Raw genomic sequence first — 25,767 nt, forward strand, 5'->3', positions numbered from 1 at the left:
TCGATCGCCTCAATAGCCGTGCAGGTCGTCTTGCGGGAAGGTCTGCGCCTTCACTTCCGCCACATAGCGGCGTACGGCATCCTGCACCGAGGATGCGCCCTGCATGAAGTTCTTGACGAAGCGCGGGCGGCGGCCGGGCGTGATGTCCAGCATGTCGTGCAGCACGAGCACCTGGCCCGAGCAACCCACACCCGCACCGATGCCGATCACGGGAATCTGCAGCTCGGCCGTCAATTCGGCGGCCAGGGCGGCGGGCACCATCTCCAGCACCAGCATCTGCGCGCCGGCAGCGGCCAGCTCATGCGCCTGCTTCTTCAGCAGGGCGGCGCCGGCTTCATCGCGGCCCTGGACCTTGTAGCCGCCCAGCGCGGTGACCGTCTGCGGCGTGAAGCCGAGGTGGGCACAGACCGGGATGCCACGCTCGACCAGGAAGCGCACCGTCTCGGCCGTCCAGCCGCCGCCTTCGAGCTTGACCATGTGGGCGCCGGCCTTCACGAGCGCAGCCGCGCTCTTCCAGGCTTCCGCCGTGGAGGCCTGGTAGCTGTCGAAGGGCATGTCGCCGATCACCCAGGCGCTCTTGCGGCCGCGGGCCACGCTGGCCGTGTGATAGACCATGTCGGCCAGGCTCACCGGCACCGTGCTGGTCTGGCCTTGCAGCACATTGCCCAGCGAGTCACCCACCAGCAGAACGTCAACGCCGGCTTCGTCCAGCAAGCTGGCGAAGGCCGCGTCGTAGCAGGTCAGCATGGCGATCTTGTCCCCGCTGGCATGCATGTCCAGCAGGCGCTGCAGCGTGACGGACTTTCTTTCGGTGGTCGTGTTCATGGGCGCTGTGCGCCCGGATTGGGCGCGAAAATGCCGAAACGGCAGGCGGGGCGCAGTGTAGCGGTGGCACCCCGGGTTTGCACGGAGGGGCCCTCGGGTTAGGCTCGGCGCTCAAGTTGTCGGAGCCCGCATGACCCTCACCGAGTTGCGTTACATCGTTGCAGTCGCCCGCGAACGGCACTTCGGCCGCGCGGCCGAGGCCTGCTTCGTGTCGCAGCCAACGCTGAGCGTGGCGATCAAGAAGCTCGAGGAAGAGCTGGACGTCAAGATCTTCGAGCGCGGCGCGGCCGAGGTCTCGGTCACCCCATTGGGCGAAGAGATCGTGCGGCAGGCGCAGGCCGTGATCGAGCAGGCCGGTGCGATCAAGGAGATCGCCAAGCGCGGCAAGGACCCGCTCGCTGGCGCCCTGAAGCTGGGCATCATCTACACGATTGGCCCCTACCTCCTGCCGGCGCTGGTCAAGCAGACCATCGAGCTCTACCCGCAGATGCCCCTGATGCTGCAGGAGAACTTCACCGTCAAGCTGCTGGAGATGCTGCGCACCGGCGAGCTGGACTGCGCCATCATGGCCGAGCCCTTTCCGGACACGGGTCTCGCCATCGCACCGCTGTATGACGAGCCCTTTGTCGTGGCCGTGCCCGCCAGCCACCCGTTTGCCGGGCGCGAAAGCATCAGCGCCGCCGAGCTGAAGAAGGAAACCATGCTCCTGCTCGGCACCGGCCACTGCTTCCGCGACCATGTGCTCGAGGTCTGCCCCGAGTTCGCCCGCTTCTCGTCCGACGCCGAAGGCATTCGCAAGAGCTTCGAAGGCAGCTCGCTGGAGACGATCAAGCACATGGTGGCTTCGGGCATGGGCGTGACCGTCGTGCCCAGCTTGAGCGTACCGCCCCATCCTTCGCCCCACCTGCGCTTCGTTCCGTTTGAGGCGCCCATCCCCAGCCGCCGCGTGGTGCTGGCCTGGCGTCGCACCTTCACCCGCTACGAGGCCATCGCAGCGCTGCGCAACGCGATCTACGCCTGCGAGCTGGGCGGGGTGACGCGGCTGTCCTGAGCCCTGCAAATTCGGGCAAACCCCGCCCTTCATTTGCGGGCATCACGGGCGCAGGCCGCACCGATCAGCCTTATGCTGCGCCCGCACCGCCAGTATGTGAGCATTAGTTCACGACATCCGGCGGCGTCGGTCGCCGGCCACCCCGGCTGATCGTCCAACAACAAGACTGAATCAGAGGGATCACTACCATGATCAACAAGCGTACCGCCCTGGTGGCGGCACTGGCAGCTGCCGCATTGGCCGCGGCCAACCCCGCCCTGGCCCTGGACACCCGAACCGTTTCCGGCAGCTATGGCGACCTGAGCTGGAGCGCCCAGAGCAATATCGTCGGCGTGACCTCCACGGCCACCGGCGCTGCCGGCGGCGATCCGCGCTACTTTGCACCCATGCCCCAGTACAGCGGCGTGGCCACCTTGATCATGAACTACGGCGCCGCCGGTTCCTTCATCTGCACCGGCTCGCTGATGGAAGACCGTCGCACCATCCTGACCGCCGCCCACTGCGTCAGCGACGGCTCGGCCGACCGTCCGCTGAGCACGACCGTCTATTTCTACAACGGCACCAATCCGGACACCGTCCCGCTCGCCGCGCCCAGCTTCAGCTATGCCGTGAGCAACTACAAGGTGCACTCGGCCTACACCGGCCACGTGATCGACCAGAACGACATCGCCGTGCTGACCCTGGACAACTGGGTCGACTCGTCGATCAGCACCTATGACCTCTACACCAGCGACCTGACCGGTCAGGGCTACAACATTGCCGGCTACGGCGGCCGCTCCAACACCGGCGGCACTGTGGGTACCAACCTGGGTACGGGCCGCCTGCGCCAGGGCGACAACCGCTACGACTTCCGCATGGGCGACGACGATTTCCTGTTCCCGGACGGCCACACGGTCTGGAGCGATGTGCTGGGTGAACCCTCGTCGCAGATCGAGTACACCTACCTGGCGGACTTCGACAACGGCCAGGACGCCAACGACGCCAGCTGCCGCACCGTGGTGCTGGGCCTGGGCTTGCCGGCCTCCGGCAAGTACTGCGACCTGGGCGTGGGTGCCGACGAGGTGTCCAGCGCCGGCGGCGACTCCGGCGGCCCTGAGTTCGTCGACGGAAAGGTCGCATCGGTGACCTCGTTCGGCCTGAGCTTCGGCGGCTTCTACGGCGACATCAACCCAGGCCTGAACAGCAGCTTCGGCGAGTTCAACGGCTTCGTGCCGACCTCGATCCATGCCGACTTCATCCGCTCCAGCTTCATTCCTGAGCCGGCCAGCATGGCCCTGGTGGGCCTGGGCCTGCTGGGCCTGGGTCTGACCCGCCGCAAGAAGCAGCAAGGCTGAGCCCTCGCCGCTGATTGAAACCGGGGCCGCCTCCAGCCTGGAGGCGGCCCCATCTTTTTGGCTATCGCCGCGGTTGAGCCATTCAAATTGCCAGCCCCGGAGCATGGGCCTATCGTTGCCGCCATCGCAGCCCAGCCTGCACTCAGCGGAGATCCACGATGACCAGCGAAGCCAAATGCCCCTTCCACCACGCAGCAGGTGGCGGCACCACCAACAAGGACTGGTGGCCCAAGCAGCTCCGCGTTGAGCTCCTGAACCAGCATTCGAACAAGTCCCATCCGCTGGGCGAAGGCTTTGACTACGCCGCCGAGTTCAAGAAGCTCGACTACAAGGCCCTGAAGGCAGACCTGGTCAAGCTGATGACCGACAGCCAGGACTGGTGGCCGGCCGACTTCGGCCACTACGGCCCTCAGATGGTGCGCATGGCCTGGCATGCGGCCGGCACCTACCGCACGCTGGACGGCCGCGGCGGTGGCGGGCGCGGCCAGCAGCGTTTCGCGCCGCTCAATTCCTGGCCTGACAACGTCAACATCGACAAGAGCCGCCGCCTGCTCTGGCCGATCAAGCAGAAGTACGGCCAGAAGATTTCCTGGGCCGACCTCTTCATCCTCGCCGGCAATGTGGCCCTGGAAAGCATGGGCTTTCGCACCTTCGGCTTTGCCGGTGGCCGCGAGGACGTGTGGGAGCCGGACATGGACGTGAATTTCGGCGCCGAAACGAGCTGGCTGGCCACTGACAAGCGCTTCCATGGCGACCGGGAGCTGGACAAGAACCTCGCCGCCACCCACATGGGCCTGATCTATGTGAACCCGGAAGGCCCGAACGCGAGCGGCGACTACCTGGCCGCCGCCAAGGACATCCGCGCCACCTTCAACAACATGGCGATGGACGACGAAGAGATCGTCGCCCTGATAGCCGGTGGCCACACCTTCGGCAAGGCCCATGGCGCGGCGCCCGAGTCGCACAAGGGCGCCGAGCCCGAAGGTGCAGAGATCCACGAGCAGGGCCTCGGCTGGACCAGCAATTTCGGCAGCGGCCATGGCAAGGACACGGTCTCCAGCGGCCTCGAGGTCACCTGGACCAAGACGCCGGCGCTGTGGAGCAACAACTTCTTCGAGAACCTGTTCAAGTACGAATGGGACATGGTCAGGTCGCCGGCTGGCGCCAAGCAATGGGTGGCCAAGGACGCCGAGGACATCATTCCGGATGCGCATGTGAAGGGCCTGTTCCACAAGCCCACGATGCTGACCACCGACCTGACGCTGCGCTTCGACCCCGAGTTCGGCAAGATTTCCAAGCGCTTCCTCGAGGACCCGCAGGCCTTTGCCGAGGCCTTCGCCCGTGCCTGGTTCAAGCTGACCCACCGCGACATGGGCCCCAAGGCTCGCTACCTGGGCCCGGAAGTGCCGAAGGAAGAGCTGCTGTGGCAGGACCCGCTGCCGGCCGCGACGCTCGCGCCCACAGCGGCCGACATTGCCGATGCCAAGGCGCGGATCGCGGCCTCCGGCCTGTCGGTGTCCGAGCTGGTCTCGGTGGCCTGGGCCTCGGCCTCCACCTTCCGGGGTGGCGACAAGCGCGGCGGCGCCAATGGCGCGCGCATCGCGCTGGCGCCGCAGAAGGACTGGGCGATCAACCAGGGCGTGGCCAAGGCCGTGGCCCTGCTTGCGGGCATCGCCGGCAAGCTCTCGCTGGCCGATGTGATCGTGCTGGCCGGTGGCGTCGGCATCGAGCAGGCGGCCAAGGCGGCGGGCGTGACGCTGGAAGTGCCGTTCGCCCCGGGCCGAGTGGACGCCACGCAGGCGCAGACCGATGTCGAATCCTTCGCCGTGCTGGAGCCGGTGGTGGATGGATTCCGCAACTACGGGGCGGGCAAGCTCGGCGCAGCCACCGAGGCGCTGCTGATCGACCGCGCCCAGCTGCTGACGCTCACCGCGCCGGAGATGACGGCCCTGGTCGGCGGCCTGCGGGTACTCGGCGCCAATGCCGACGACAGCAAGCATGGCGTGTTCACCGAAAAGGTCGGGGTCCTGAGCAACGACTTCTTCGTCAAGCTGCTCGACATGAACCTGGCCTGGAAGGCGGTTGACGGCGAGGCTGAACTCTTCGAGGGCCGTGATCGCAAGACTGGCGCCGTGAAGTACACGGGCACGCGCAACGACCTGATCTTCGGTTCCAACTCCGTGCTGCGCGCCTATGCCGAGGTCTATGCCAGCGCGGACGGCCAAGGCAAGCTGGTGCGGGACTTTGTTGCAGCCTGGGTCAAGGTGATGAACCTGGACCGTTTCGATCTGACTTGAGCTGCATGCGCGGGCAGCAATCGGCGGTCGGCATGTGCGGTAGCGCACAGCGCCGGCCGCCGCGTGGGGCGAGAGTCGAAGGCATTGGCGCTACGGCGCCTGTGCCGGAGATGCGCAATGAACAGCCCTCGCTACCTGACTACTGAAGATGCACAGCATCGCCCCGTCTGCCCGCAATGCGGCGGGCCCCTGCGGCGCGTGCATCGCCATGCCATCGACATGCTGATCGACACGCTGATACCTGTGCTGCGCTTTCGCTGCGTGACGGCCGAGTGTGGCTGGGAGGGCCGTCGGCGCAGGCTGCAGACGCAGCGCAGCGACGGCGCACGCCGACAAGTCCTCTAGCGCCGACGACCGCACATCGCGGCCTTGCTCGCCACAAACGCGCCCGCCAGCAGGGAGACGCACAGCCACAGAGAACCCACCAAGGCGGTATGGAACCGGCGGTCCTCGATGGCCTGGATGTTTGCGTCCAGTTGTTGCAAGTCCTGCTTGGCCAGTCCATGAGCCGCACGCACGCGCAACTCCGCCTCGCGCTGACCCAGCCCGGTGCGCAACGCGACCAGCCGGCCCACGTAGCGCAGGTCGGACGGCGGCAGCGAGCTCATCTGACCGGCGTTGATGAAGGTCTCGGCCACCTCATTCACGGCACGCCGGGCCGCAAGCTCCGCCTCGGGCGTCAGCGGCGCCAGGCTGGCGGCCTGCGGGCTTTGGAACAAGCCATTGACATGCCGCATCAAGACATCGTGAGGCATCTCCACAAAAGCGGCGCCGCGGCGATTGGCATCGCCAACGAAAACCGTCAGCATGGCAAGCACCATCAGGGCAAGCAGCCAGGCGACGACGGCATCGCGCTGTTCGTGCCGCATGCCGACCGCTACATGATGGCGCCGTTGCCCGGCCAGGTAGCCACACAGCCCGGCAGCCAGCAGCTGCACACCGGCCAGCTTCCACAGGGCCTGGTCACTTGGAATGCCGCCCGCGAAGCCCAGCCAGGGATGCGGCGCCGGTGCAGACCAGCCGAACCCGGCGCTGAAGATCAGCGTCACCGCCACGACGGCGCCCAGGACGATCGCGCGATGACCGGTGGTCAGACTTCGGCGTGGGCTGGGCGCAGTCTGTGGGGCATCGCCCTCGGCTGGATTGGCATCAAAGGAGTTGGCAGGCATGGGCATTCCGTTGCCGCAAGCCTGCGGTTGCGACCGAGCCTCGTCTGTGCGCTGCCGAACCAAGCCCGGCGAGCGCCGGCCAGCGTCAGGGCAGCAAATCCCTTAGCATGGCTGCGACCCAGCGACCTCCACCCACTTCAAGGACCCGCCATGGCCAAGAAAGCCCCCGCCTCCACGATCAACATCGGCATCAGCGAGAAGGACCGCGCCGCCATCGCGGCCGGTCTTTCCAAGCTGCTGGCCGACACCTACACGCTCTACCTGACCACGCACAACTTCCACTGGAACGTGACCGGGCCCATGTTCAATTCGCTGCACGCGATGTTCATGGCCCAGTACACCGAGCTCTGGAACGCGGTGGACCCGGTGGCCGAGCGCATCCGCTCGCTGGGCCATGTGGCGCCGGGCTCCTATGCCCAGTTCGCCAAGCTCAGCTCCCTGAAGGACGCGCCGGCCACGCCGCCCAAGGCGCTGGAGATGGTGCGCATCCTGATGCAAGGCCACGAGGGCGTCGCCCGCACGGCGCGCAGCCTGTTCCCGGCGGTGGAGAAGGCTTCGGACGAGCCGACGGCCGACCTCTTGACGCAGCGGATCACGGTGCATGAACAGACTGCTTGGATGCTCAGGAGTCTTCTTGAAGAATGAGCATCTGCAAGCCGCAAGGCTTACGGCGCGGACTCGTGCCCGCAGGCTGTCGGCGCAGCCAACAGACGGCATGGATGCTGCGCAGCCTGCTGGAGGAGTGATGATGAAGTCCGCCGCGCTCGCCGTGCTGACTCTGGCCGGCTGCGTGGCGGTGCCGACGGCGCCGCCCGCTGCTGATCTGCTGTTCAGCGCCACGCGTGACGGCGCGGCCGCCCTCTACCTGCTGAGGGCCGGCCAGAGCGAGCCCGAGAAGCTTGCCAGTGGCCCAGGCAACTGGCCGGCATGGGCGCCGGACGGCCAACGCATCGTCTTCCAGAGCCGGCGCGCGGGCAATCTCGACATCTACGCAATGGACCTGGCTGGCGGCGAGCCGCGCCAGCTGACGAACGATCCGGAGCCTGACTACCTGGCCGAGTGGTCACCCGATGGCCGGGAGATCGTCTTCACCTCCTGGCGCAAGGAAGCCGGCGAGACTGAGCGCGCCGCCCATCTTTACCTGATGAAGCCTGACGGCAGCGAGCAGCGCCGCCTGCCCATCGCGTCGCTGAAGACCTCGGCCGGCGCCAGCTGGTCGCCCGACAGCCGCCGGCTGGTCTTCTCCCGCCAGGTCGACGGCAAGGGGGCCGAGCTCTTCATCGTGGACCGCGATGGCAGCAATGAACGGCGGCTGACACAGGACAGCGCGCAAGACATCCACAATGGTTCACCCAGCTTCTCGCCCGACGGGCAGTGGATCGCCTTCTACTCCGACGCTGGCAAGGGCAGCGCCCAGCTGCAATTGATCAGGCCCGACGGCAGCGAGCGCCGCACGCTGCGGGCCGAGGGCAAGAACTGGTATCCGCGCTGGTCGGCGGATGGCCGCTGGTTGCTGGTCACCGGCCCGTCACTCGTCGGCGCAGATGCCAACAACATGGACCTGCTGGCCGTACCCCTGCAGGGCGAGCCGCGGCCGCAGCTGGTGATCGGCGGCCCCAAGCGCGAGCAGGAAGGCAGCTGGCGGCCCTCGCCACGGTGACATCTCGGCAGGCTGATACTGCCGTCCGTCGGCCGCTGACCCGTCACCGCAGGCGAGGTCGGCACACTGCACCGCTCACACGCATTCCGCGTGGACAGACTCATTCAAGAGGCTATCAATGCGCCCCATGTCCCGTTTGATCCCGGCTCTTGCTGCCGCGCTGCTGTTGGCCAGCAACGCCACCTGGGCTGCCGAGCCGACCCGCGAGGAACTGTCCCGCCAGGTCGAGGCCCTGGATAAGGAATTCTTCGACGCCTTCAACAACTGCAAGATAGAGAAGCTCACCGGGATGGTGGCCGAGGACCTGGAGTTCTTCCACGACAAGAACGGCCTGATGCGCTCGCGCCAGGCCTTCATCAAGGCGGTCAGGAACAATGTCTGCGGCAAGTTCCGCCGCGAGCCGATCGCCGGCACGATGGTGGTCTATCCACTGGAGAAATTCGGCGCGATCCAGATGGGCGATCACAAGTTCTGCACCCCGGACGGCAGCCGCTGCGAGGGCCAGGGCAAGTATGTGAACGTCTGGCAGCGCAAGGGCGAGCGCTGGGAAATGATGCGGGTGCTCAGCTATGAGCACCACCCACTGACGCAGTGAATGGGCGCCCTCCCGGGCACCCGCCACCGATTCAAGCGCTGTCGGCCTGCGCCTTGAGAAAGGCCAGGTACTTCGGATCCTCGACCTCGAAGGCCTTGGCGCCGCCGCTCTTGTGCGCGGCCGCCAGCCATTCGACCGCGCCCGCTTCGTCACCCATCTCCAGCAGCGACTGGCCCAGGCGCAGCTGCACGAGCAGCTCGTCGCCTGCATCTTCGAAGCAGTTGACCGCGGCCAGGAAGCTGTCGCGAGCCGACTCGAAGTCGTCGAGCAGGAACTGCATGTCGGCGAGCGAGATCAGCAGGCCCAGCGCCTCGTCGTGTTCGGACCAGGGCTCGGGAACCAGTTCCAGCGCCTGCTCGAACAACGCCAGCGCCGCCTCGAAATCACCCTCGTCGGCGCGCTGGTCGGCCTGGTCGATCAGGCCCTGTATGCGTGCGCTGGGAACCGTCATGACCTCACAGCACCGCCAGCAGGCCGACGATGCCGATGCCCAGCGCGGCCAGCGCGTCGCCCGCAATCAGGCCGCCACCGAACAGCGAGGTCGGCTTCATGTCGTCAGGCAGGGCTGCTTCGCCGGCCTTGGGCTTGGGCGTCAGGGTCTGGATCAGGCTGGCCACCACGCCGCCGGCACCGAACCACAGCGAGGTCGGCAGATTGACGAAGCCACCGAAGGACGAGGCATAGGGGCTGGGCAGCAACACGGCGTCGACGACAAAGTCGGTGGCGAATCCGGCCCGGCCAGAAGCCGCGAACTTCTTGTAGCCCTGCCGGCTGCGAATGAATTTGCGCAGGAACTCGGTCAAAAGGCCCAGCGCGATACCGATCAGGATGGCCTGCGTCTGGTAGGGCTTGGGGTCAGTGATCGAGCGCAGCGCGCCGACGAACTTGTAGGTCATGGCCGAGGTCCATTGCGAGGGCGCCTCGGAGGCGCTCATCACCGTCTGGTCCAGGCGCAGCACCGGGTGCGCGGTCATGAAGAACTCGGCGATCACCACCGTCATCACCGCACCCAGCACCAGGCCGATGGCCTGGAAGCGGAACTGCAGCGCCCGGTTGGAGCCCAGGCGCCAGCCGGTCGAGCGGTCCTGCTGCATGTCGCCGGCGACGCTGCAGGAGACGAAGACCACGGTCGCGCCCATCAGTGCCAGGATCGGGTCGTGCAGGCCCAGCGTGGCCATCAGGAGCACGGTGACGACGAAGGCCGAGGAGATCGGGTTCCAGTCGGTCAGGCCCAGCGAGATGCCGTTGACCAGGGCAAACAGGAACACCAGGGCCACGGCGAAGATCATGTAGCCAAAGCTCAGGTGGAAGAACTGCATGCCGGCCACCAGCGTGGCCACGGTCCAGAAGCCCACCCAGACCAGCAGGCGCTTGATGCTGGCCTTGGGGCCGGTGCGCTGCTCGTCCGGCACATGGACCTTCTCGCCCGGCTGCGCCAGCTGCTTGGCAATGCGCCAGAAGATCAGCGTCAGGTCGATGATGGCCGCGCCCAGCACCATGCCCAGGGCGATCAGGAAGGCGATCTTGCGGAAGGGTTCGTTGTCCTTCAGCCAGCCGATGCTGATGAAGTACGGCGTCAGCGACCAGAACGTCAGGCCGCCCACGATGGCCGGCACGCCCACGCGGGCGCCGACGATCAGGCCGGCGCCAAAGGTGGAGCAGCTGAACTCGGTGGCGGCGATCCAGGCCACCTTGTTGGTGGCGAGGCCGCCCACAACGCCCAGGCCCATGCCGCCAAACAGGCGCGAGACCGAGCGGCGCAGCAGTTCGGGGTCGGTCAGGGCGCGCAGGATGTTCGCAACCGCCAGGCCCGAGGGAAAGGTCAGTTGCATCCGTTCGACGAGGATGGGCGTGTAAAGCATGCCGATGCCGGCCGCCATCATGGCGATGCACATCAGATAGGCCATCAGCTGCCAGTTGGGCACCGGCGGCATGCCCATCCAGACCATGGCCTGGATCAGCGCGCTCATGGCCATCATGCCGGCCACCGAGGCGGCCGTGGTCTGGATGTAGTTGGCGCCGTGGCGGCCTTCGGCCCCGTAGCCATAGGTGACCACCGAGCCCAGGATGCCAGCCAGCACCTGCCCGCCGACGAAGAAGCCGATGGAGAAGTTCATGAAGGCGGCCGTGATGCCGCCCAGGGGGCCGAGGATGAACATGCCGACGCAGGCCAGCAGGGTGTAGTAGCCCCAGCTGCCGACGGGCGGCAGCCAGGCCCAGCGTCTGGAATCGTTGATGGCGAGGGTCGTCATGGGGAGAGCGGTGAATTTGCGATGGCGCGCATGATGCGCGCCGCAAAGGCCGGCTTCGCTCCACAATTACCCCACCATGCCGGCCGCCACCCGCATCGCCATCCTGACGTTCGATGGCTTCAACGAGATCGACAGCTTCGTCGCTCTGGGCCTGCTCGGCCGGCTGCGCGCCCAGGGTTTCGCGCCCGAGCTGTGCGGGCCCGGCACCATGGCCACCTCGATGAACGGCGTGCAGGTGCAGATCCAGCGGCCGCTGGAATGGGCCAACGAGGCCGAGGTCGTGCTGTTCGGCTCGGGGCTCTACACCCGCGCCATCGCCGAGAACTCCGCATTGCTGGACCGCCTTCAACTCGATCCGGTGAAGCAATTGATCGGCGCCCAATGCTCGGGCGCCCTGCTGCTGGCTCGGCTCGGCCTGCTGGGCAGCTCACCGGCCTGCACCGACAGCGTCAGCAAGCCCTTCCTGATCCAGGCGGGCGTGCGCGTTCTCGATGAAGAAGCCTTCCATGCTCAGGGGCCGGTCGCCACGGCGGGTGGCTGCCTCGCGGCCCAGTACCTGGCCGCCTGGGTGATGTATGTCAAAGCCGGTGAAACGGCGGCGCGCGAGGCCTTGTGGCGGTCCGCACCCGTGGGTGAGCAGGCCGCCTATGTGGAGCGCCTGCTGGGCAAGGTCCGGCGCTTCGGGCCTGCGTCAGCCTGACGCCACATTTGGCCCAAGCAGCCATTGGCAGGCGCTGGCGACCGGGAGCATCATCAATCGCGCCTCGCCTGCTTCGCCTCCTCCTCTCCTTCTACCAATCACGTTGGGAGTTGCCATGCGTCTAGCGTTCAAAGGTTCTAGCGTCTTCGTTTCGGGACTGCGTTCTTTCGGACTGGGGCTTGCGCTGCTCGGCGCTGCCGCTGGTGCCAGCGCCGGTGAGCTCACGGTGTCGGGCTTCGGCACGCTGGCAGTCGGCAAAGCCATCTCCGGTGTCGACCAGACCTACTTCGGCTTCAAGTGCCCCTGCTTCATCGCCAACTATCCCGATGTGGGCGTGTATGGCAAAGGCATCGATTTCGGGCCTGATTCGCGCTTCGGCGTGCAGGGTGTCTACCGCTTCGAGGGCGGCCTGAGCCTCACCGGCCAGATCACCACCCATGGCGGCAACGGCCTCAAACCTGCGGTCGACTGGGCCTATGGCTCCTTTGCACTGAGCGACTCGCTCACCCTGCAGGCCGGCCGCAAGCGCCTGCCGCTGTTCGGCTACTCCGACTTCTTCCAGGTCGGCTATGCCTACCCCTGGATCCGTCCGCCGGGTGACCTCTACGGCTGGCAGATCGTGGCCTACAACGGCGCCAATCTGCTCTACCGCAAGAACTTTGGCGGCCTGTCGGTCTCGGCCAATATCTGGGCCGGCAGCGAGAGCGACAAGGGCAACCGCATGCTCGACAAGATCTACTACGACGCGCCGATCGACGAGAAATGGAAGGGCATCGTCGGCGGCTATGTGGAGCTGGGCACCGACTGGGGTTCGGCCCGCTTCGTGATGATGACCAACAAGGTGGATCGCCTCGTTGGCGGCGCAGTCAACAAGTCCGGCGTGAAGCAGAACTTCTACGGCTTCACCTTCAATGTCGACCAGTCGGACTGGGTGCTGCGCACCGAGTTCAACCGCTTCGTGCGGCCCGACGCACCCAAGGACATCTACAACGTCTACTTCGTCGGCGCCGGCCGGCGCTTCGGCGACTGGCTGCCGATGCTGACCTACTCGCGCTTCACGGAAGACTTCAAGGACGACCCGACCGCCAATGAAAAGCACAACACGCTGGCGGCCACGCTGCGCTGGGACTTCCGCGACAACATGGCGCTGAAGCTCGAGTACGACGTGTTCAAGGACAAGTCGGCCTTCCCCTTCGTTGGCAATTCCAAGGCCATCGCCATGTCGCTGGACTTCACCTTCTGAGGAGCACAGCCATGCGCAAGCAATCCATGCACCAAGCGTTTGCCGCCCTCGTCCTGCTGATCGGCAGCGTTGCGGCGTCAGCCGGCCCGGTCGTCGTGGCCAACCCGGCCCTCGCGGGCAAGCCGGCGGCAGACGACATCAAGGCCATCTTCCTCGGCCAGTCCAGCGCCCTGCCAGGCGCCGGCGCCGTGACGCCCGGCCTGCCCAAGGATGGCAAGGTCCGCGAGGACTTCCTCTCCGGCTTTGTCGGCAAAAGCAACCAGCAGTACAAGGCGGTCTGGACTCAGCTGATCTTCACCGGCAAGGCGCAAGCGCCCAAGCAGTTCGAGAACGACGACGAGCTGAAGAAATGGATCGCCGCGACGCCCAACAGCATCGGCGTGCTGGACAGCAGCAAGGTCGACGGCACGGTGAAGGTGATCAGCGGGCAATAGCGAAGCCATGCGCTGAGCCGGCCCGATCAGCCGGGATTTGAGGCTGCGGGGATAATCGCGGGTTCGCTCCTTGCCCGAGCCCGTTTCGAATCCACAAAGCCTCATGTCCACCGATCTGTCCACCCGCATCGATGGTGAAGTGCGCCGCCGCCGCACCTTCGCCATCATTTCCCACCCTGACGCGGGCAAGACCACGCTGACCGAGAAGCTGCTGCTGTTCTCGGGCGCGATCCAGATCGCCGGCTCGGTGAAGGCCCGCAAGGCCTCGCGCCATGCGACGTCCGACTGGATGGAAATCGAAAAGCAGCGCGGCATCTCGGTGGCCTCCTCGGTCATGCAGATGGAGTACCGCGACTGCGTGATCAACCTGCTCGACACGCCCGGCCACCAGGACTTCTCCGAAGACACCTACCGCGTGCTGACCGCCGTGGACGCGGCGCTGATGGTGATCGACGCGGCCAACGGCGTGGAGCCGCAGACCCGGCGCCTGCTGCAGGTCTGCCGCGCCCGCAACACGCCTATCCTCACCTTCGTCAACAAGATGGACCGCGAGGTGCAGGACCCGCTGGCCCTGATGGACGAGATCGAGCGCGAGCTCGGCATGACCGTCGTGCCCTTCACCTGGCCGGTGGGCATGGGCAAGCAGTTCCATGGCGTGATGGACCTGCGCCAGCAGCGCATGCGCGTGTTCGCGCCCGGTGAAGACCGCGCCGCCGGCACCGAGGAAGTGCTGGAAGGCCTGGACAACCCGGCCTATGCCCAGCGCTTCGGCATGCAATACGACAACGCCCAGGGCGAGATCGAACTGGTGCGCGAGGCCGCGCCCGAATTCGATCTGCAAGAGTTCCTCACCGGCAAGCAGACGCCGATGTTCTTCGGCTCGGCCGTCAACAACTTCGGCGTGCAGGAAGTGCTGGACGCGCTCGTGGAGCTGGCGCCGGCGCCGGGCGAACGCGCAGCCATGCAGCGCGTGGTGCAGCCGGAAGAGCCCAAGTTCACCGGCGTGGTGTTCAAGATCCAGGCGAACATGGACCCGGCGCATCGCGACCGCATCGCCTTCCTGCGCGTGGCCTCGGGCCATTTCGAGCGCGGCATGCGCTTGAAGGTCGTGCGCTCGGGCAAGGAGCTGCGCCCCAACACCGTGGTGAGCTTCCTGTCACAGCGCCGCGAGCTGCTGGACGAGGCCTTTGCCGGCGACATCATCGGCATCCCCAACCACGGCGTGCTGCAGCTGGGCGACACGATCACCGAAGGCGAGGCCCTGCAATACACCGGCCTGCCCTTCTTCGCGCCGGAAATGTTCCGCTCGGTTGAAGTGGCCGACCCCTTGAAGACCAAGCAGCTGAAGGCCGGCCTCACGCAGCTCGGCGAAGAAGGCGCGATCCAGGTCTTCCGCCCCATCGCCGGTACCGTGCTCTTGCTCGGCGCTGTCGGTCAACTGCAGTTCGAAGTCGTCGCTCACCGCCTGGAGCATGAGTACGGTGTCAAGGCCCGCATCATGCCCAGCCGCTTCCAGGTGGCCCGCTGGGTGACCTGCGACGACCCGCAGGAGCTCAAGCGCTTCATCGACGCCAACGACCACCGCATGGCCTATGACGCCGTCGATGCGCCCACCGTCCTGGTGGAATACGCGCCCGAGCTGCGCGCCATCGAGAGCAACTGGCCCAAGATCAAGTTCCACGCGCTGCGCGAGCATGCGGGGCTGGTGTTCCAGAAGCGGCTGGATGGTTGACCGCCCACGCACGGGCGCTGACAAGGACGGGATTCAGCGGCGGTACGGATTGTCCGGCCGGCGGTCGTAGCGGTTGGGCACGCCGTCGCCATCACGGTCGCGGTAGTCCCGGTGATCCCGGTAGTCGCGACGGTCCCAATGGCCGTGACCATGGCGCGGCAGGTAGTAGTTGCGCTCGTAGCGGTCCGGAATGCCATCGGCATCACGATCCCAGCGGGTCGGCTCGCGGTAGTAGACACGACGGTACTCGACGACCGGCTGGTAGACCGGCACGGCAACGCCGTAGCCGCGATCCGAACCGACCTGCACACCAAGACCCGGCGCACCGACGCTGACGGCCCAGCGGACATCGTCACGGGCTTGGGCCAGGCCAGCCGACAAGACGCCAGCGGCAGCCACCATCAGGAGGGCGAGTTTGCGATTCAGGCTCATGCGGAGCTCCTTGCTTGCGTGCACGGCAAAGGCCGCGCCGTGAGCAGACAACGAGGTCGCAGGGGCCGGGGCCGACACACAGCATGTGACGGGCGTGACCGGATGTAAGGCCTTCACAGTCAGTGTTGCACTGATGGGCCGGACTTGCGCCACTCCGCGGCCGGCTTGCCGGTCAACTCCTCGACCAATTGCCAGCCACGTTGCTGGCGGGCCTCGGCCTCTGTGCCGTAATAGCGCTCGGCCAATTTGGGTACCGCCAGCTTCTGGGCTTCGCAGGACGCTTTGCAGCTTGCCAGGTCGTCTCCAAGCGGGACCCCCCACATCTCCCGGTAGGGCGGGCGTCGCTCCCCCAGAAGCTTGAGGCGCTCCTCGCAAGCGGGCTCGCAGTGCAAGGCTTGCAGGCGAGATTCGCAGGCGGCCACGCCCGCCGTGGCCGGAGCGAGCGCCCAGAAGCGGATGATGGACCCGACACCGCCCGCCGTGACCGGCCGCACAGGCAAGGACTCCACCACGTCCTCGGGATGCAAACGCAGGAGGATGCGCGTCAGCCGATGGTCGCGCAGGGAGGGTCCGTCAAGGCCCAACGCCTGGCGCTGCCCTTCGGTGGCGCCCCAACGGCGGCCCCACAGCGATGGGCCGACGGGACCGGAGCCTTCCACCCGCTCGACCACGGAAAGCTTCGCAAACCCCAGCTCCTCGCCATAGTGCTCCAGCATTGCGACATGCAGGCTCGGAAACCGGGTAGCAGCGCCGGCCGGCCAGTGAATCATGCGAAATGATGGCTGTACAAGCTCCTTCAGGCGCTCCACGCGAGCCCCCTGACCTCGAGAGGCTACATAGAGAACCAGCCGTTCCGCCTGCGCCCGACCCAGCCCAGGCAAGAGCCGGCCCAGTGGCAGGTCTGGCCCATCGCTCTGGTTCAACTCGATCTGCCAGGCCGTGGCCGCCTCCTGGCAATGCGGGCCCTGGCAATCGGGATGCGCCAACTCGAATCGGACCGGTCGTATGTAGTCCGAAGGCGGCGCCAGCAGCGGGCGCCGCCAAGTCAGCTCATCCAGGCAGTTGTCGAAGTCCTTCTGCTCAACAAGGTGCGGCGCACCATAGCGCTCCAGGCTCATCAAGGCATCGGCATCGACGGCACGCCATTCGCGGCCCTCAAGCGTTCCCAGCTGCTCGCGCCGTGCCCGTATCGTCAGGGTCCTTCGCTCACCGTCCAGCACCAGCAAGGCCACCGGCCAGCGGCCGCTGGCATCGGCATCCGCGCGGCCGACGATCCGGTCGGGGTCACGCCAGGAGCGTTCCTGGGCATGAACCGGCAACAGGCTGGCCAGCAGCGCGCCGGCCAGCGTCATGCACCGGAGCAGCCTCAAGGCAGGCGCGTGTAGTTCACCGGCTGCCAGCTGTAGCCCTTGCCCTCGGCCTTGACGCGGCCGATGCCGGGGAAGGACACATGGGTGAAGGCCAGGTAGTAGCCGCCGGCCGCTGCCTCGGCATAGAGCTTCTGGCGCTCGGGCATGGCCTTGGTGGAATCGCTGTCGAAGCTGATGGTCACCGTCGGGTCGGGGAACTGCACCGAGGCCACATGCATCGAGTCGCCACCGAACACCATCTTCTGGCCCTTGCTCTCGGCAACAAAGACCGTGTGGCCAGGCGTGTGGCCATAGGCCGGCTGGGCGCGAACGCCGGGCACCAGCTCGGTGGCACCGTCGAAGGGCTTCAGCCGGCCACTGTCCACATAGGGCTTGGCGGCCAGCTGCACACCGTCCGGGCCCTTGCCAGCAGCTGGCGCGGCGGTGAGGTACTCGGCGTCACGCTTGTCCAGGCGCACGACGGCATTGCGGAACACCGGCTTGCCGTCCACGGTCAGGCCGCCGATGTGGTCGCCGTGGCGGTGCGTGATGTAGATCTCGTCGACCTGTTCGGGCTGGTAGCCGGCCGCCTTCAGGTTGGCCAGCACGCGACCCAGCGTCGGGCCGAACACGCTGGCGGCACCGGCATCCACCATCACCAGCTTGGTGCCGGTGTTGATCACATAGGCATTGACCGAGGTCTCAAGTGGCAGATGAAGATGGTTGTGCTTCAGCGCCTCGGCCACCTGGCCCGGGCGGTTTTCCTTCAGGAGCTTGTCGACGGGCAGGTCCAGCGTGCCGTCGTTGATGGCAGTGACCTCGAAGTCGCCCAGCATCATGCGGAAGACGCCCGGCGCCTGGCTCTTGACGAAGGGAGCGGCGGCCTGGGCGCTGGTGGCAGCGGCAAGGGCGAGCGCGAAGCCCAGGGTGGTGAAACGAATGTTCATGACAGTCTCCTTGGGGTGATCAGCAACAGCGCCGCAGGATAGCGGCTGCGCGCTATTTCTGCTGGCCGGCCACCCATTCATCCACGACCTGGCTGAGCACCGCCAGCGGCACATTGCCGGTCTGCAGAACGAGGTTGTGGAACTTCTTCATCTCGAACCTGGCGCCCAGCGCCTTTTGCGCCTTGGCCCGCTCGGCCAGGATGTGCAGCATGCCCATCTTGTAGGCACAGGCCTGGCCGGGCATGACCACATAGCGCTCGGCCTCGGCCACCGGAATGCCGTAGTCCAGCACCTGCTGGCGGGTCCACTTCATCGCGTGCAGGCCGGTGTCGACCACCAGGCGCTTGGCGCGGAACAGTTCGGCATCCAGTTGGCCCAGGCGGCCGGCGATATCGCCCTCATACCAGCCGTTCTCGGCGGCCAGTTGCTCCGAATACAGGGCCCAGCCTTCTGCGAACGCCGAGCCGGCGGCGAACACGCCGTCGCGCCGGTAGCGCGGCAGGTTCTCGGCCTCCTGCTGCAGGGCGATCTGGAAATGGTGGCCCGGCACGCCCTCGTGGTACGTCAGGGTACGCATATTGGTCATGCGGAAGACGGGGCCCGGCAACGGCGCCCAGAAGATGCCGGGCAGCGTGCCGTCCTTGGCCGGAGCCGAGTAGTGCGCGGCTGCGGTCTTCTCCGTGAACGGCGGCTCGCGCTTGACGATGACCGGCGCCTTGGGCGTGATATCGAAGATCAGCTTGGCGCGCTTCTCCGCGTCGCGCAGCAGGCTTTCGTAGCGGGCCAGGAGCGCCGGGCGAGGCTCTGCCTCCTTGGGCTGCAGGTCGGCATCGAGCTTGACCATGCGCTCTTTGACGCTGCCTTCCTTGTAGCCAAGCTGCTTGAGGAGCCCGTCCATCTCGCCTTCGATCCGTGCCACTTCCGAGAGCCCGATGGCATGGATCTGCGCCGGTGTGTAGTCGGTCGTGGTGTTGCGGCGCAGCTCGTAGGCATAGGCCTTGTCGCCGCCCTTCAGGCGCCAGAGGCCGGCGTCGTCCGTCGTCTTGGGCAGCTGCGCCTGCAGCAAGGCCTGGGCGCGGCGGAAGGCCGGCAGGATGGATTCGGCGGTGATCTTCTCGGCCTCGATGATGGCCTTGGCGCGGGCTTCGGCGCTCAGGCCGGACAGCTTCTCGCTGCGCTGCGCCAGCGACACGACCAGCACATTGCCGGCGGCAGGCGCAGCCAGGAAGCGCTCGAACTGACCCAGCGCCGCCTCGGTGATGAAGCGCGGCATCAGGAAGCCGCGCGCCTCGCCCTCCCTGGCGCGGGCGATGCCGGTGTCGATCTGGCCGGCCACCTGCCCGAGGCGCGCCAGGTAGTTGGCGATGTCGCGCTCATTGCGGATCGGGTGGCTCTGGCTCAGGAAGTTCACGAGGCTGACATGCAGGCCGCGGAACTGGTTGAAGACGAAATCGAAATCCTCATAGGGCTCGCTGTCCACCGTGCTGCGCAGCGACCACTCGACCACCGCCGCCGAGGTGCGCTCCTGCGGGCTCAGCTTGCTGCGGTCGAAGCCGCCCAGCTCCTTCAAGGCCGCCTTGGCCGCGGCGATGCGCGCGGCGCGCTGCTCGCGGGTATTGGGCGTGAGCTGGCCGTCCAGCACCTGCTGCTCGGCCTCGGGCAGGTACTGGCGCATGGTGGCCAGCGTGGGCTCGGCGCGCATGCGCGCCACGGCCAGGCCCTCGGCCCATTTGTCGAAGTCAGGCGCCGCCTGGGCGCAAAGCGGCAGCAGGGCCAGCAGGGCAAATCGCTTGAAGGGCAGGTTCGTCGACATCGGAAGGCTCTCGTCGCTCATCACAGAAGGGGCCGATCCTAGACGCCTGTGGGCCGCTCGCCAAAGTGCATCTGCAGCCCTTGTGCGCACCTCAGTTTCAGACGGCTCGGCCCTGACACCGGCCTGACAAAAGCGCCCCGGGGCAAACCCTTGTGCAAATCTACGTAAAGGGAAGGCCCGGGGTCCATGCAGGCTGAGAGAGTCCTACATTCGGCGGCTGCAGTGCGCAGGCACGAGGAAGCTTTCAGAGCCCATGAGCGAACTGATACTCGAGACAAAAGGCCTCAGCAAGGACTTCAAGGGATTCACCGCCGTCGACGGCGTGAACCTGCAGGTGCGGCGTGGCCACATCCATGCCTTGATCGGCCCCAACGGCGCCGGCAAGACCACCTGCTTCAACCTGCTGACCAAGTTTCTGACGCCAACGCGCGGCAGCATTCATTTCAATGGCGTGGACATCACCGGCGAGAAGCCGGCAGAGATCGCCCGCCGCGGCGTGATCCGCAGCTTCCAGATCTCGGCCGTGTTCCCGCACCTCACCGTGCTGGAGAACGTGCGCATCGGCCTGCAGCGATTCACCGGCACGAGCTTCCATTTCTGGAAGGGCCTGGGCGGCCTGGCCAAGCTCGACGCCCGCGTGATGGAGCTGCTCGAGCAAGTGGACCTGCAAGACATGGCCCAGCTGCGCGCCGGCGACCTGCCCTATGGCCGCAAGCGCGCGCTGGAGATCGCCACCACCATGGCGATGGAACCCGAGCTGATGCTGCTGGACGAGCCGACGCAAGGCATGGGCCATGAAGACGTGGAGCGCGTGACCGCGCTGATCAAGCGTGTGGCCGAAGGCCGCACCGTCCTGATGGTGGAGCACAACATGCGTGTGGTCTCCAAGATCGCCGACCGCATCACCGTGCTGGCGCGCGGCGCTGTGCTGGCGGAAGGCACGTACGAAGAGGTCTCCAGGCATCCGGCAGTGCTCGAGGCCTATATGGGCAGCGAAGCGACCGAACTGCAGGGAGCACATTGAGCATGGCTGAAGTCGCTCTCGAAATCACCAACCTGCACGCCTGGTACGGCGAAAGCCACATCCTGCATGGCGTCAACCTGAGCGTGAACAAGGGTCAGGTCGTGACCCTCCTGGGCCGCAACGGCGCCGGCCGCACCACCACGCTGCGCGCCATCATGGGCCTGACCGGATCACGCAAGGGCTCGATCAAGGTGCATGGCGTTGAGACCATCGATCTGCCCACGCACAGGATCGCCCACCTGGGCCTGGGCTACTGCCCGGAAGAGCGCGGCATCTTTGCTTCGCTGACCACCGAAGAAAACCTGCGCCTGCCGCCGCTTCTGAAGAACCCGCGCGGCAAGCCGATGAGCGAAGCGCAGATCTACGCCATGTTCCCGAACCTGGCCGAGCGCAAGACGAGCCCCGGCACGCGGCTCTCGGGCGGCGAGCAGCAGATGCTGGCGGTGGCGCGCATCCTGCGCATCGGTGCCGACATCCTCTTGCTGGACGAGATTTCCGAGGGCCTGGCCCCGGTGATCGTCCAGGCCCTGGCCCGCATGATCATTGCGCTCAAGGCCGAAGGCTTCACCATCGTGATGGTGGAGCAGAACTTCCGCTTCGCTGCGCCGCTGGCCGACCATTTCGTCGTCATCGAGCATGGCGAAGTGGTCGAGTCCTTCCCGGCCGCCGAACTGGCGGCCAAGCAGTCCAAGCTGGACGAGCTGCTGAGTGTTTGACTGACTGATCGATTGACTGAAGCTTTACCTGACAACCACAGTAGGAGACCGTCGATGAAGACCCGCACTTTCAAGCGCATCGCTTTGGCCAGCACCCTCGCCTGCGCCAGCCTCGGAGCCCAGGCCCAGGTCTCGGGTGACGTGATCAAGATCGGCATCATCACCGACATGTCCGGCCTCTACGCCGACATCGACGGCGCCGGTGGTGTCGAGGCGATCAAGATGGCCATTGCCGACATGAAGGGCATGGCCGCCGGCAAGAAGATCGAGCTGATCTATGCCGACCACCTGAACAAGGCCGACGTGGCCTCGGCCAAGGCCCGCGAATGGTTCGACACCCAAGGCCTGGACCTGCTGATCGGCGGCACCAACTCCGGCGCCAACCTGGCCATGGCCAAGGTCGCGGCCGAGAAGAAGAAGGCCTTCATCTCGATCGGTGCCGCCTCGGCCCGCCTGACCAATGAAGACTGCACGCCCTACACCGTGCACTACGCCTACGACACCGTGGCCCTGGCCAACGGCACCGGCAACGCCGTGGTCAAGGCCGGCGGCAAGAGCTGGTACTTCCTGACGGCCGACTATGCCTTCGGCGCCTCGCTGCAGTCCGATGCCTCGGCGGTCGTCAGCAAGGCCGGCGGCAAGATCGTCGGCAGCGTCAAGCATCCGCTCTCGGCCAGCGATTTCTCCTCCTTCCTGCTGCAGGCCCAAGGCTCGGGCGCGCAGATCCTCGGCCTGGCCAATGCCGGCGGCGACACGATCAACTCGATCAAGGCCGCCAACGAGTTCGGCATCACCAAGACCATGAAGCTGGCCGGCCTGCTGATGTTCATCAACGACATCCACTCGCTGGGCCTGAAGGCCACCGAGGGCATGTACCTGACGGACGGCTGGTACTGGAACCAGAGCGCCGATTCGCGCGCCTGGAGCCGTCGCTTCTTCGAGAAGATGAAGCGCATGCCCTCGATGCTGCAGGCCGCCGACTACTCGGCCACCATGCACTATCTGAAGGCCGTCGACGCCACCAAGACCGACGACGCCGACAAGGTGCTGGCCAAGATGAAGGCCACCAAGGTCAACGACTTCTTTGCCAAGAACGGCGAGATCGGCCCCGACGGTCGCCACCGCTACGACATGTACCTGATGCAGGTGAAATCGGCCAAGGACTCCAGCGAGCCCTGGGACTACTACAAGGTGGTGCAGACCATTCCGGCGGCCGAGGCCTATACGAAGCTGGCCGACTCCAAGTGCCCGATGGTCAAGAAGTAAGTTGAAGCAATCCCGAGCAGAGACATGACAGAGCTATTCGGTATCCCTCTTCCTGCCCTGCTCGGGCAGCTACTGCTCGGCCTGGTGAACGGCTCGTTCTACGCGATGCTGTCGCTGGGCCTGGCGGTCATCTTCGGCATGCTCAACATCATCAACTTCGCCCATGGGGCGCTGTACATGATGGGAGCCTTCCTCGCCTGGATGGGCTTCGAGTACCTGGGCCTGAACTACTGGGCCATGCTCGCGCTGGCGCCACTGGTAGTGGGGCTGCTGGGCATCGTGATCGAGCGCCTGCTCCTGCAGTGGCTCTACAAGCTGGATCACATCTACGGCCTGCTGCTCACCTTCGGCATCACCCTCGTGATCGAAGGCGTGTTCCGCAGCTTCTACGGCGTCTCGGGCCAGCCCTTTACGGTGCCCGATGCACTGCAGGGCGCCACCAACCTCGGCTTCATGATCCTGCCCAACTACCGGGCCTGGGTGGTGGTGGCCTCGCTGGTGGTGTGCTTCGCGGTCTGGGCGCTGATCGAGAAGACCTCGCTGGGTGCCAAGCTGCGCGCCGGCACCGAGAACCCGCGCCTGGTGCAGGCTTTCGGCGTCAATGTGCCGCTGATGGTCACGCTCACCTATGCCGGCGGCGTCGCACTGGCCGCCTTTGCCGGCGTGCTGGCCGCGCCCATCCTGCAGATCAGCTCGCTGATGGGCAGCAACCTGATCATCGTGGTGTTCGCCGTGGTCGTGATCGGCGGCATGGGTTCCATCATGGGCTCCATCCTGACCGGCCTCGGCCTCGGAATCATCGAAGGCCTGACCAAGGTCTTCTACCCGGAGGCCTCCAGCGTCGTCGTGTTCGTGGTGATGGCCATCGTGCTGCTGGTGCGTCCGGCCGGCCTGTTTGGGAAAGAGAAATAAGCGATGGCCGGCTCCCTCTCCAAGTCCCGCAATCCGCTGCTCGGCTACGCGCTGCTGTTCATCGCCATCGCGCTGCTGCCGCAGCTGGGCGCCTATCCGATCTTCGTGATGAAGGTGCTCTGCTATGCGTTGTTCGCCTGCGCCTTCAACCTGCTGGTGGGCTTCACCGGCCTCCTGAGCTTCGGCCATGCGGCCTTCCTGGGCACGGCGGCCTATGCGGCCGGCCATGCGCTGAAGGTCTGGGGTTTTCCGCCGCTGGCGGGCCTGGCCTTCGGTGCGCTGGCCGCAGCGGCCATGGGCGGCGTGTTCGGCCTGCTGGCCATCAAGCGCTCGGGCATCTACTTCTCGATGATCACGCTGGCCCTGGCCCAGATGCTGTATTTCTTCTTCCTCCAGGCCTCGTTCACCGGCGGCGAGGACGGCCTGCAATCGGTGCCGCGCGGCTCGCTGCTGGGCCTGGACCTGATGAACGACCTGACGCTGTACTACCTGGTGCTGGCCGTCTTCATCGCCGCGTTCTGGCTGATCTACCGCACCGTCAACTCGCCCTTCGGCCAGGTGCTGACCTCGATCCGCGAGAACGAGGCGCGCGCCACCTCGTTGGGCTACGACGTCGACCGCTTCAAGCTGCTGGCTTTCATCCTCTCGGCCGGTCTGGCCGGCCTGGCCGGCGCCACCAAGACCCTGGTCCTTGGCTTTGCGACGCTCTCCGACGCGATCTGGACCACCTCCGGCCTCGTGATCCTGATGACCCTGGTCGGCGGCATGGGCACCCTGGTGGGCCCGATGGTTGGCGCCCTCGTCATCATCGCGCTGGAGAACAAGATCGGCGACTTCGGCAAGGCCTTGGCCGACGCCAGCGGCATCAACTGGTTCAACAGCCTGGGTGAATCGGTCAGCCTCGTGACCGGCCTGATCTTCATCGTCTGCGTGCTCGCCTTCCGGCGCGGCATCGTTGGCGAGGCGCTCGCGCTATTCGACAAGTTGAACACCAAGCGGAGTTGAACCATGAGCACTGCTTCTTCCAGCCCCAGCCCGAGCACGCACTGGAAGGAGCAGATCGACCCCGATGAAGCGCAGCGCTTCGCCGGCTATGTCGAGATCTTCAAGGCGATCCAGGCCCGCAAGTCAAGGAAGCACGGCGCAGGCCGTGCCCTGCACCGCAAGCAGCTGACGGTGGCGCAGGGCACGCTGGAAGTGCTGGGCAATCTGCCCGAGTTCGCCAGCCAAGGCCTGTTCGCATCGCCAGGCACATTCGACGTGCGTCTGCGCCTCTCCAACGGCGGCATGGACCACGCCAGCGACAAGCAGCCCGACATCCGCGGCCTGGCCATCAAGGTGCTGGGCGTGCAAGGCCTGCAAAGTGAATCGGCGCTGGGCAACGGCCCGGCCAGGAGCCAGGACTTCCTGCTGATCAACCAGGAAAAGTTCGCTTTCCCCAAGAGCGAGGAATTTGTCGCCTTCGTGCAGGCCGCGTCGAACGGCAACGGCGCCTTGCTCAAGCACCTGTTCAAGCGCTACGGCTTGTTCGGCGGGCCCGCGCGGCTGGTCTCGATGCTCAAGACCGTGAGCCGACCCTTCGGCGGCTTTGCCACCGAGCCGCTGTTCACCGCTGTGCCCATCGCCTGCGGGCCATATGCCGTGCGCGTGCGGCTGCAACCGTCGGCAAGCAACGGTACGGCCACGCCGGGCGCCAATGCCGATTGGGGCGCCGACTTCGCGGCGCGGCTGGCCAAGCAGGATCTCGAATGGGAGCTGCAACTGCAGCCCTTCGTCAGCGAGGCATTGACGCCTGTCGAGGATGCGTCGGTGAACTGGGAAACGCCGTACACCACGGTCGCGCGCCTGAAGCTGCCGCGACAGCAGCCGTCCCCGGCCCTGGCGCACGAATGCGAGGCGGGCGTGTTCGACCCCTGGCAAGCGCTGGCAGCGCACCGGCCTCTCGGCGAAGTGCAACGTGCCCGCAAGGTCGTCTACTACGCCAGCCAGCAGGAGCGCGGCGCGGGCTGAGTCGCG

Annotated in this window: 25 protein-coding genes; 17 read left to right on the plus strand and 8 right to left on the minus strand. The window is 66.3% G+C overall.

Annotated elements, in window-relative coordinates; translation table 11 throughout:
- Positions 1-9: 9 nt before the first annotated feature.
- The gene (panB, locus tag V3596_RS11105; RefSeq protein WP_334277796.1) at positions 10-825 is read right to left on the minus strand and encodes a 3-methyl-2-oxobutanoate hydroxymethyltransferase; all 816 of its coding nucleotides are present in this window, start codon (positions 823-825) and stop codon (positions 10-12) included.
- 130 nt (positions 826-955) lie between these two features.
- Here panB and V3596_RS11110 point away from each other — a divergent pair, with 130 nt between their 5' ends.
- The 4 genes from V3596_RS11110 (at position 956) to V3596_RS11125 (ending at position 5,852) form a co-directional block, all read left to right on the plus strand.
- Positions 956-1,876, plus strand: coding sequence for a hydrogen peroxide-inducible genes activator (locus V3596_RS11110; protein ID WP_334277798.1), 921 nt, complete (start codon positions 956-958; stop codon positions 1,874-1,876).
- 188 nt (positions 1,877-2,064) lie between these two features.
- Positions 2,065-3,210: a trypsin-like serine protease gene (locus tag V3596_RS11115; RefSeq protein ID WP_334277799.1), complete on the plus strand. Its 1,146-nt coding sequence runs from the start codon at positions 2,065-2,067 to the stop codon at positions 3,208-3,210.
- Positions 3,211-3,368: 158 nt separating this feature from the next.
- Positions 3,369-5,507 (plus strand): catalase/peroxidase HPI, encoded by a 2,139-nt coding sequence (gene katG, locus V3596_RS11120; protein ID WP_334277800.1) that lies wholly within the window; start codon positions 3,369-3,371, stop codon positions 5,505-5,507.
- Between the two features lie 117 nt (positions 5,508-5,624).
- Positions 5,625-5,852 carry a hypothetical protein gene (locus tag V3596_RS11125; RefSeq protein ID WP_334277801.1) on the plus strand — a complete coding sequence of 76 codons (228 nt, stop codon included), beginning with the start codon at positions 5,625-5,627 and terminating at the stop codon, positions 5,850-5,852.
- Here V3596_RS11125 and V3596_RS11130 read toward each other — a convergent pair.
- Positions 5,849-6,676 (minus strand): hypothetical protein, encoded by an 828-nt coding sequence (locus V3596_RS11130; RefSeq protein ID WP_334277802.1) that lies wholly within the window; start codon positions 6,674-6,676, stop codon positions 5,849-5,851. The two genes, V3596_RS11125 and V3596_RS11130, sit on opposite strands and share 4 nt — an antisense overlap.
- A 150-nt stretch (positions 6,677-6,826) precedes the next feature.
- Here V3596_RS11130 and V3596_RS11135 point away from each other — a divergent pair, with 150 nt between their 5' ends.
- From V3596_RS11135 to V3596_RS11145, 3 genes are all read left to right on the plus strand, one after another.
- A complete protein-coding gene (locus V3596_RS11135; protein WP_334277803.1) occupies positions 6,827-7,321 on the plus strand; it encodes a Dps family protein in 495 nt (164 codons plus the stop codon).
- A gap of 103 nt (positions 7,322-7,424) precedes the next feature.
- Positions 7,425-8,336 (plus strand): hypothetical protein, encoded by a 912-nt coding sequence (locus V3596_RS11140; RefSeq protein WP_334277804.1) that lies wholly within the window; start codon positions 7,425-7,427, stop codon positions 8,334-8,336.
- A gap of 127 nt (positions 8,337-8,463) precedes the next feature.
- Positions 8,464-8,931 (plus strand): nuclear transport factor 2 family protein, encoded by a 468-nt coding sequence (locus V3596_RS11145; RefSeq protein ID WP_334277805.1) that lies wholly within the window; start codon positions 8,464-8,466, stop codon positions 8,929-8,931.
- Between the two features lie 31 nt (positions 8,932-8,962).
- Here V3596_RS11145 and V3596_RS11150 read toward each other — a convergent pair whose 3' ends face one another.
- Both V3596_RS11150 and V3596_RS11155 read right to left on the minus strand, forming a co-directional pair.
- On the minus strand, positions 8,963-9,382 hold the full coding sequence (locus tag V3596_RS11150) for a tetratricopeptide repeat protein (RefSeq protein WP_334277806.1): 420 nt from the start codon (positions 9,380-9,382) through the stop codon (positions 8,963-8,965).
- A 4-nt stretch (positions 9,383-9,386) separates the two neighbouring features.
- A complete protein-coding gene (locus V3596_RS11155; protein ID WP_334277807.1) occupies positions 9,387-11,183 on the minus strand; it encodes an OPT/YSL family transporter in 1,797 nt (598 codons plus the stop codon).
- A 76-nt stretch (positions 11,184-11,259) separates the two neighbouring features.
- Here V3596_RS11155 and V3596_RS11160 point away from each other — a divergent pair, with 76 nt between their 5' ends.
- The 4 genes from V3596_RS11160 to V3596_RS11175 all read left to right on the plus strand — a co-directional run bounded on the left by V3596_RS11160 (position 11,260) and on the right by V3596_RS11175 (position 15,292).
- Positions 11,260-11,883 (plus strand): AraC family transcriptional regulator, encoded by a 624-nt coding sequence (locus V3596_RS11160; protein ID WP_334277808.1) that lies wholly within the window; start codon positions 11,260-11,262, stop codon positions 11,881-11,883.
- Positions 11,884-11,998: 115 nt separating this feature from the next.
- Entirely contained in the window at positions 11,999-13,126 is a 1,128-nt protein-coding gene (locus tag V3596_RS11165) for a hypothetical protein (RefSeq protein ID WP_334277809.1), read from the plus strand.
- Positions 13,127-13,137: 11 nt separating this feature from the next.
- Complete coding sequence (locus V3596_RS11170; protein ID WP_334277810.1) at positions 13,138-13,560, plus strand: hypothetical protein; 423 nt, start codon at positions 13,138-13,140, stop codon at positions 13,558-13,560.
- A gap of 103 nt (positions 13,561-13,663) precedes the next feature.
- Positions 13,664-15,292 carry a peptide chain release factor 3 gene (locus tag V3596_RS11175; protein ID WP_334277811.1) on the plus strand — a complete coding sequence of 543 codons (1,629 nt, stop codon included), beginning with the start codon at positions 13,664-13,666 and terminating at the stop codon, positions 15,290-15,292.
- A gap of 33 nt (positions 15,293-15,325) precedes the next feature.
- Here the strand turns inward: V3596_RS11175 and V3596_RS11180 are convergent, their stop codons facing one another.
- The 4 genes from V3596_RS11180 to V3596_RS11195 all read right to left on the minus strand — a co-directional run bounded on the left by V3596_RS11180 (position 15,326) and on the right by V3596_RS11195 (position 19,833).
- A complete protein-coding gene (locus tag V3596_RS11180; protein WP_334277812.1) occupies positions 15,326-15,724 on the minus strand; it encodes a hypothetical protein in 399 nt (132 codons plus the stop codon).
- Between the two features lie 119 nt (positions 15,725-15,843).
- A complete protein-coding gene (locus V3596_RS11185) occupies positions 15,844-17,094 on the minus strand; it encodes a hypothetical protein (RefSeq protein ID WP_334277813.1) in 1,251 nt (416 codons plus the stop codon).
- Entirely contained in the window at positions 17,091-18,020 is a 930-nt protein-coding gene (locus tag V3596_RS11190) for an MBL fold metallo-hydrolase (protein ID WP_334277814.1), read from the minus strand. Before V3596_RS11190 ends, V3596_RS11185 begins: the two co-directional genes overlap by 4 nt.
- Positions 18,021-18,072: 52 nt before the next feature.
- Positions 18,073-19,833: a DUF885 domain-containing protein gene (locus V3596_RS11195; RefSeq protein WP_334277815.1), complete on the minus strand. Its 1,761-nt coding sequence runs from the start codon at positions 19,831-19,833 to the stop codon at positions 18,073-18,075.
- Positions 19,834-20,086: 253 nt separating this feature from the next.
- Here V3596_RS11195 and V3596_RS11200 point away from each other — a divergent pair, with 253 nt between their 5' ends.
- Genes V3596_RS11200 through V3596_RS11225 form a run of 6 tightly spaced genes read left to right on the plus strand, consistent with a single transcriptional unit; the run spans position 20,087 to position 25,761 of the window.
- The gene (locus tag V3596_RS11200; RefSeq protein ID WP_334277816.1) at positions 20,087-20,857 is read left to right on the plus strand and encodes an ABC transporter ATP-binding protein; all 771 of its coding nucleotides are present in this window, start codon (positions 20,087-20,089) and stop codon (positions 20,855-20,857) included.
- 2 nt (positions 20,858-20,859) lie between these two features.
- Positions 20,860-21,573: an ABC transporter ATP-binding protein gene (locus tag V3596_RS11205; protein WP_334277817.1), complete on the plus strand. Its 714-nt coding sequence runs from the start codon at positions 20,860-20,862 to the stop codon at positions 21,571-21,573.
- 54 nt (positions 21,574-21,627) lie between these two features.
- Positions 21,628-22,839, plus strand: a complete 1,212-nt coding sequence (locus tag V3596_RS11210; protein ID WP_334277818.1) for an ABC transporter substrate-binding protein — start codon at positions 21,628-21,630, stop codon at positions 22,837-22,839.
- Positions 22,840-22,863: 24 nt separating this feature from the next.
- Positions 22,864-23,751: a branched-chain amino acid ABC transporter permease gene (locus V3596_RS11215; RefSeq protein WP_334277819.1), complete on the plus strand. Its 888-nt coding sequence runs from the start codon at positions 22,864-22,866 to the stop codon at positions 23,749-23,751.
- 3 nt (positions 23,752-23,754) lie between these two features.
- Positions 23,755-24,756, plus strand: coding sequence for a branched-chain amino acid ABC transporter permease (locus V3596_RS11220; protein ID WP_334277820.1), 1,002 nt, complete (start codon positions 23,755-23,757; stop codon positions 24,754-24,756).
- 3 nt (positions 24,757-24,759) lie between these two features.
- Positions 24,760-25,761: a catalase family protein gene (locus V3596_RS11225; protein WP_334277821.1), complete on the plus strand. Its 1,002-nt coding sequence runs from the start codon at positions 24,760-24,762 to the stop codon at positions 25,759-25,761.
- The last annotated feature ends 6 nt before the right edge of the window (positions 25,762-25,767 follow it).

Origin of the sequence: Roseateles microcysteis, from assembly GCF_036880965.1 — a bacterium.
Lineage (GTDB): Bacteria > Pseudomonadota > Gammaproteobacteria > Burkholderiales > Burkholderiaceae_C > JAUASW01.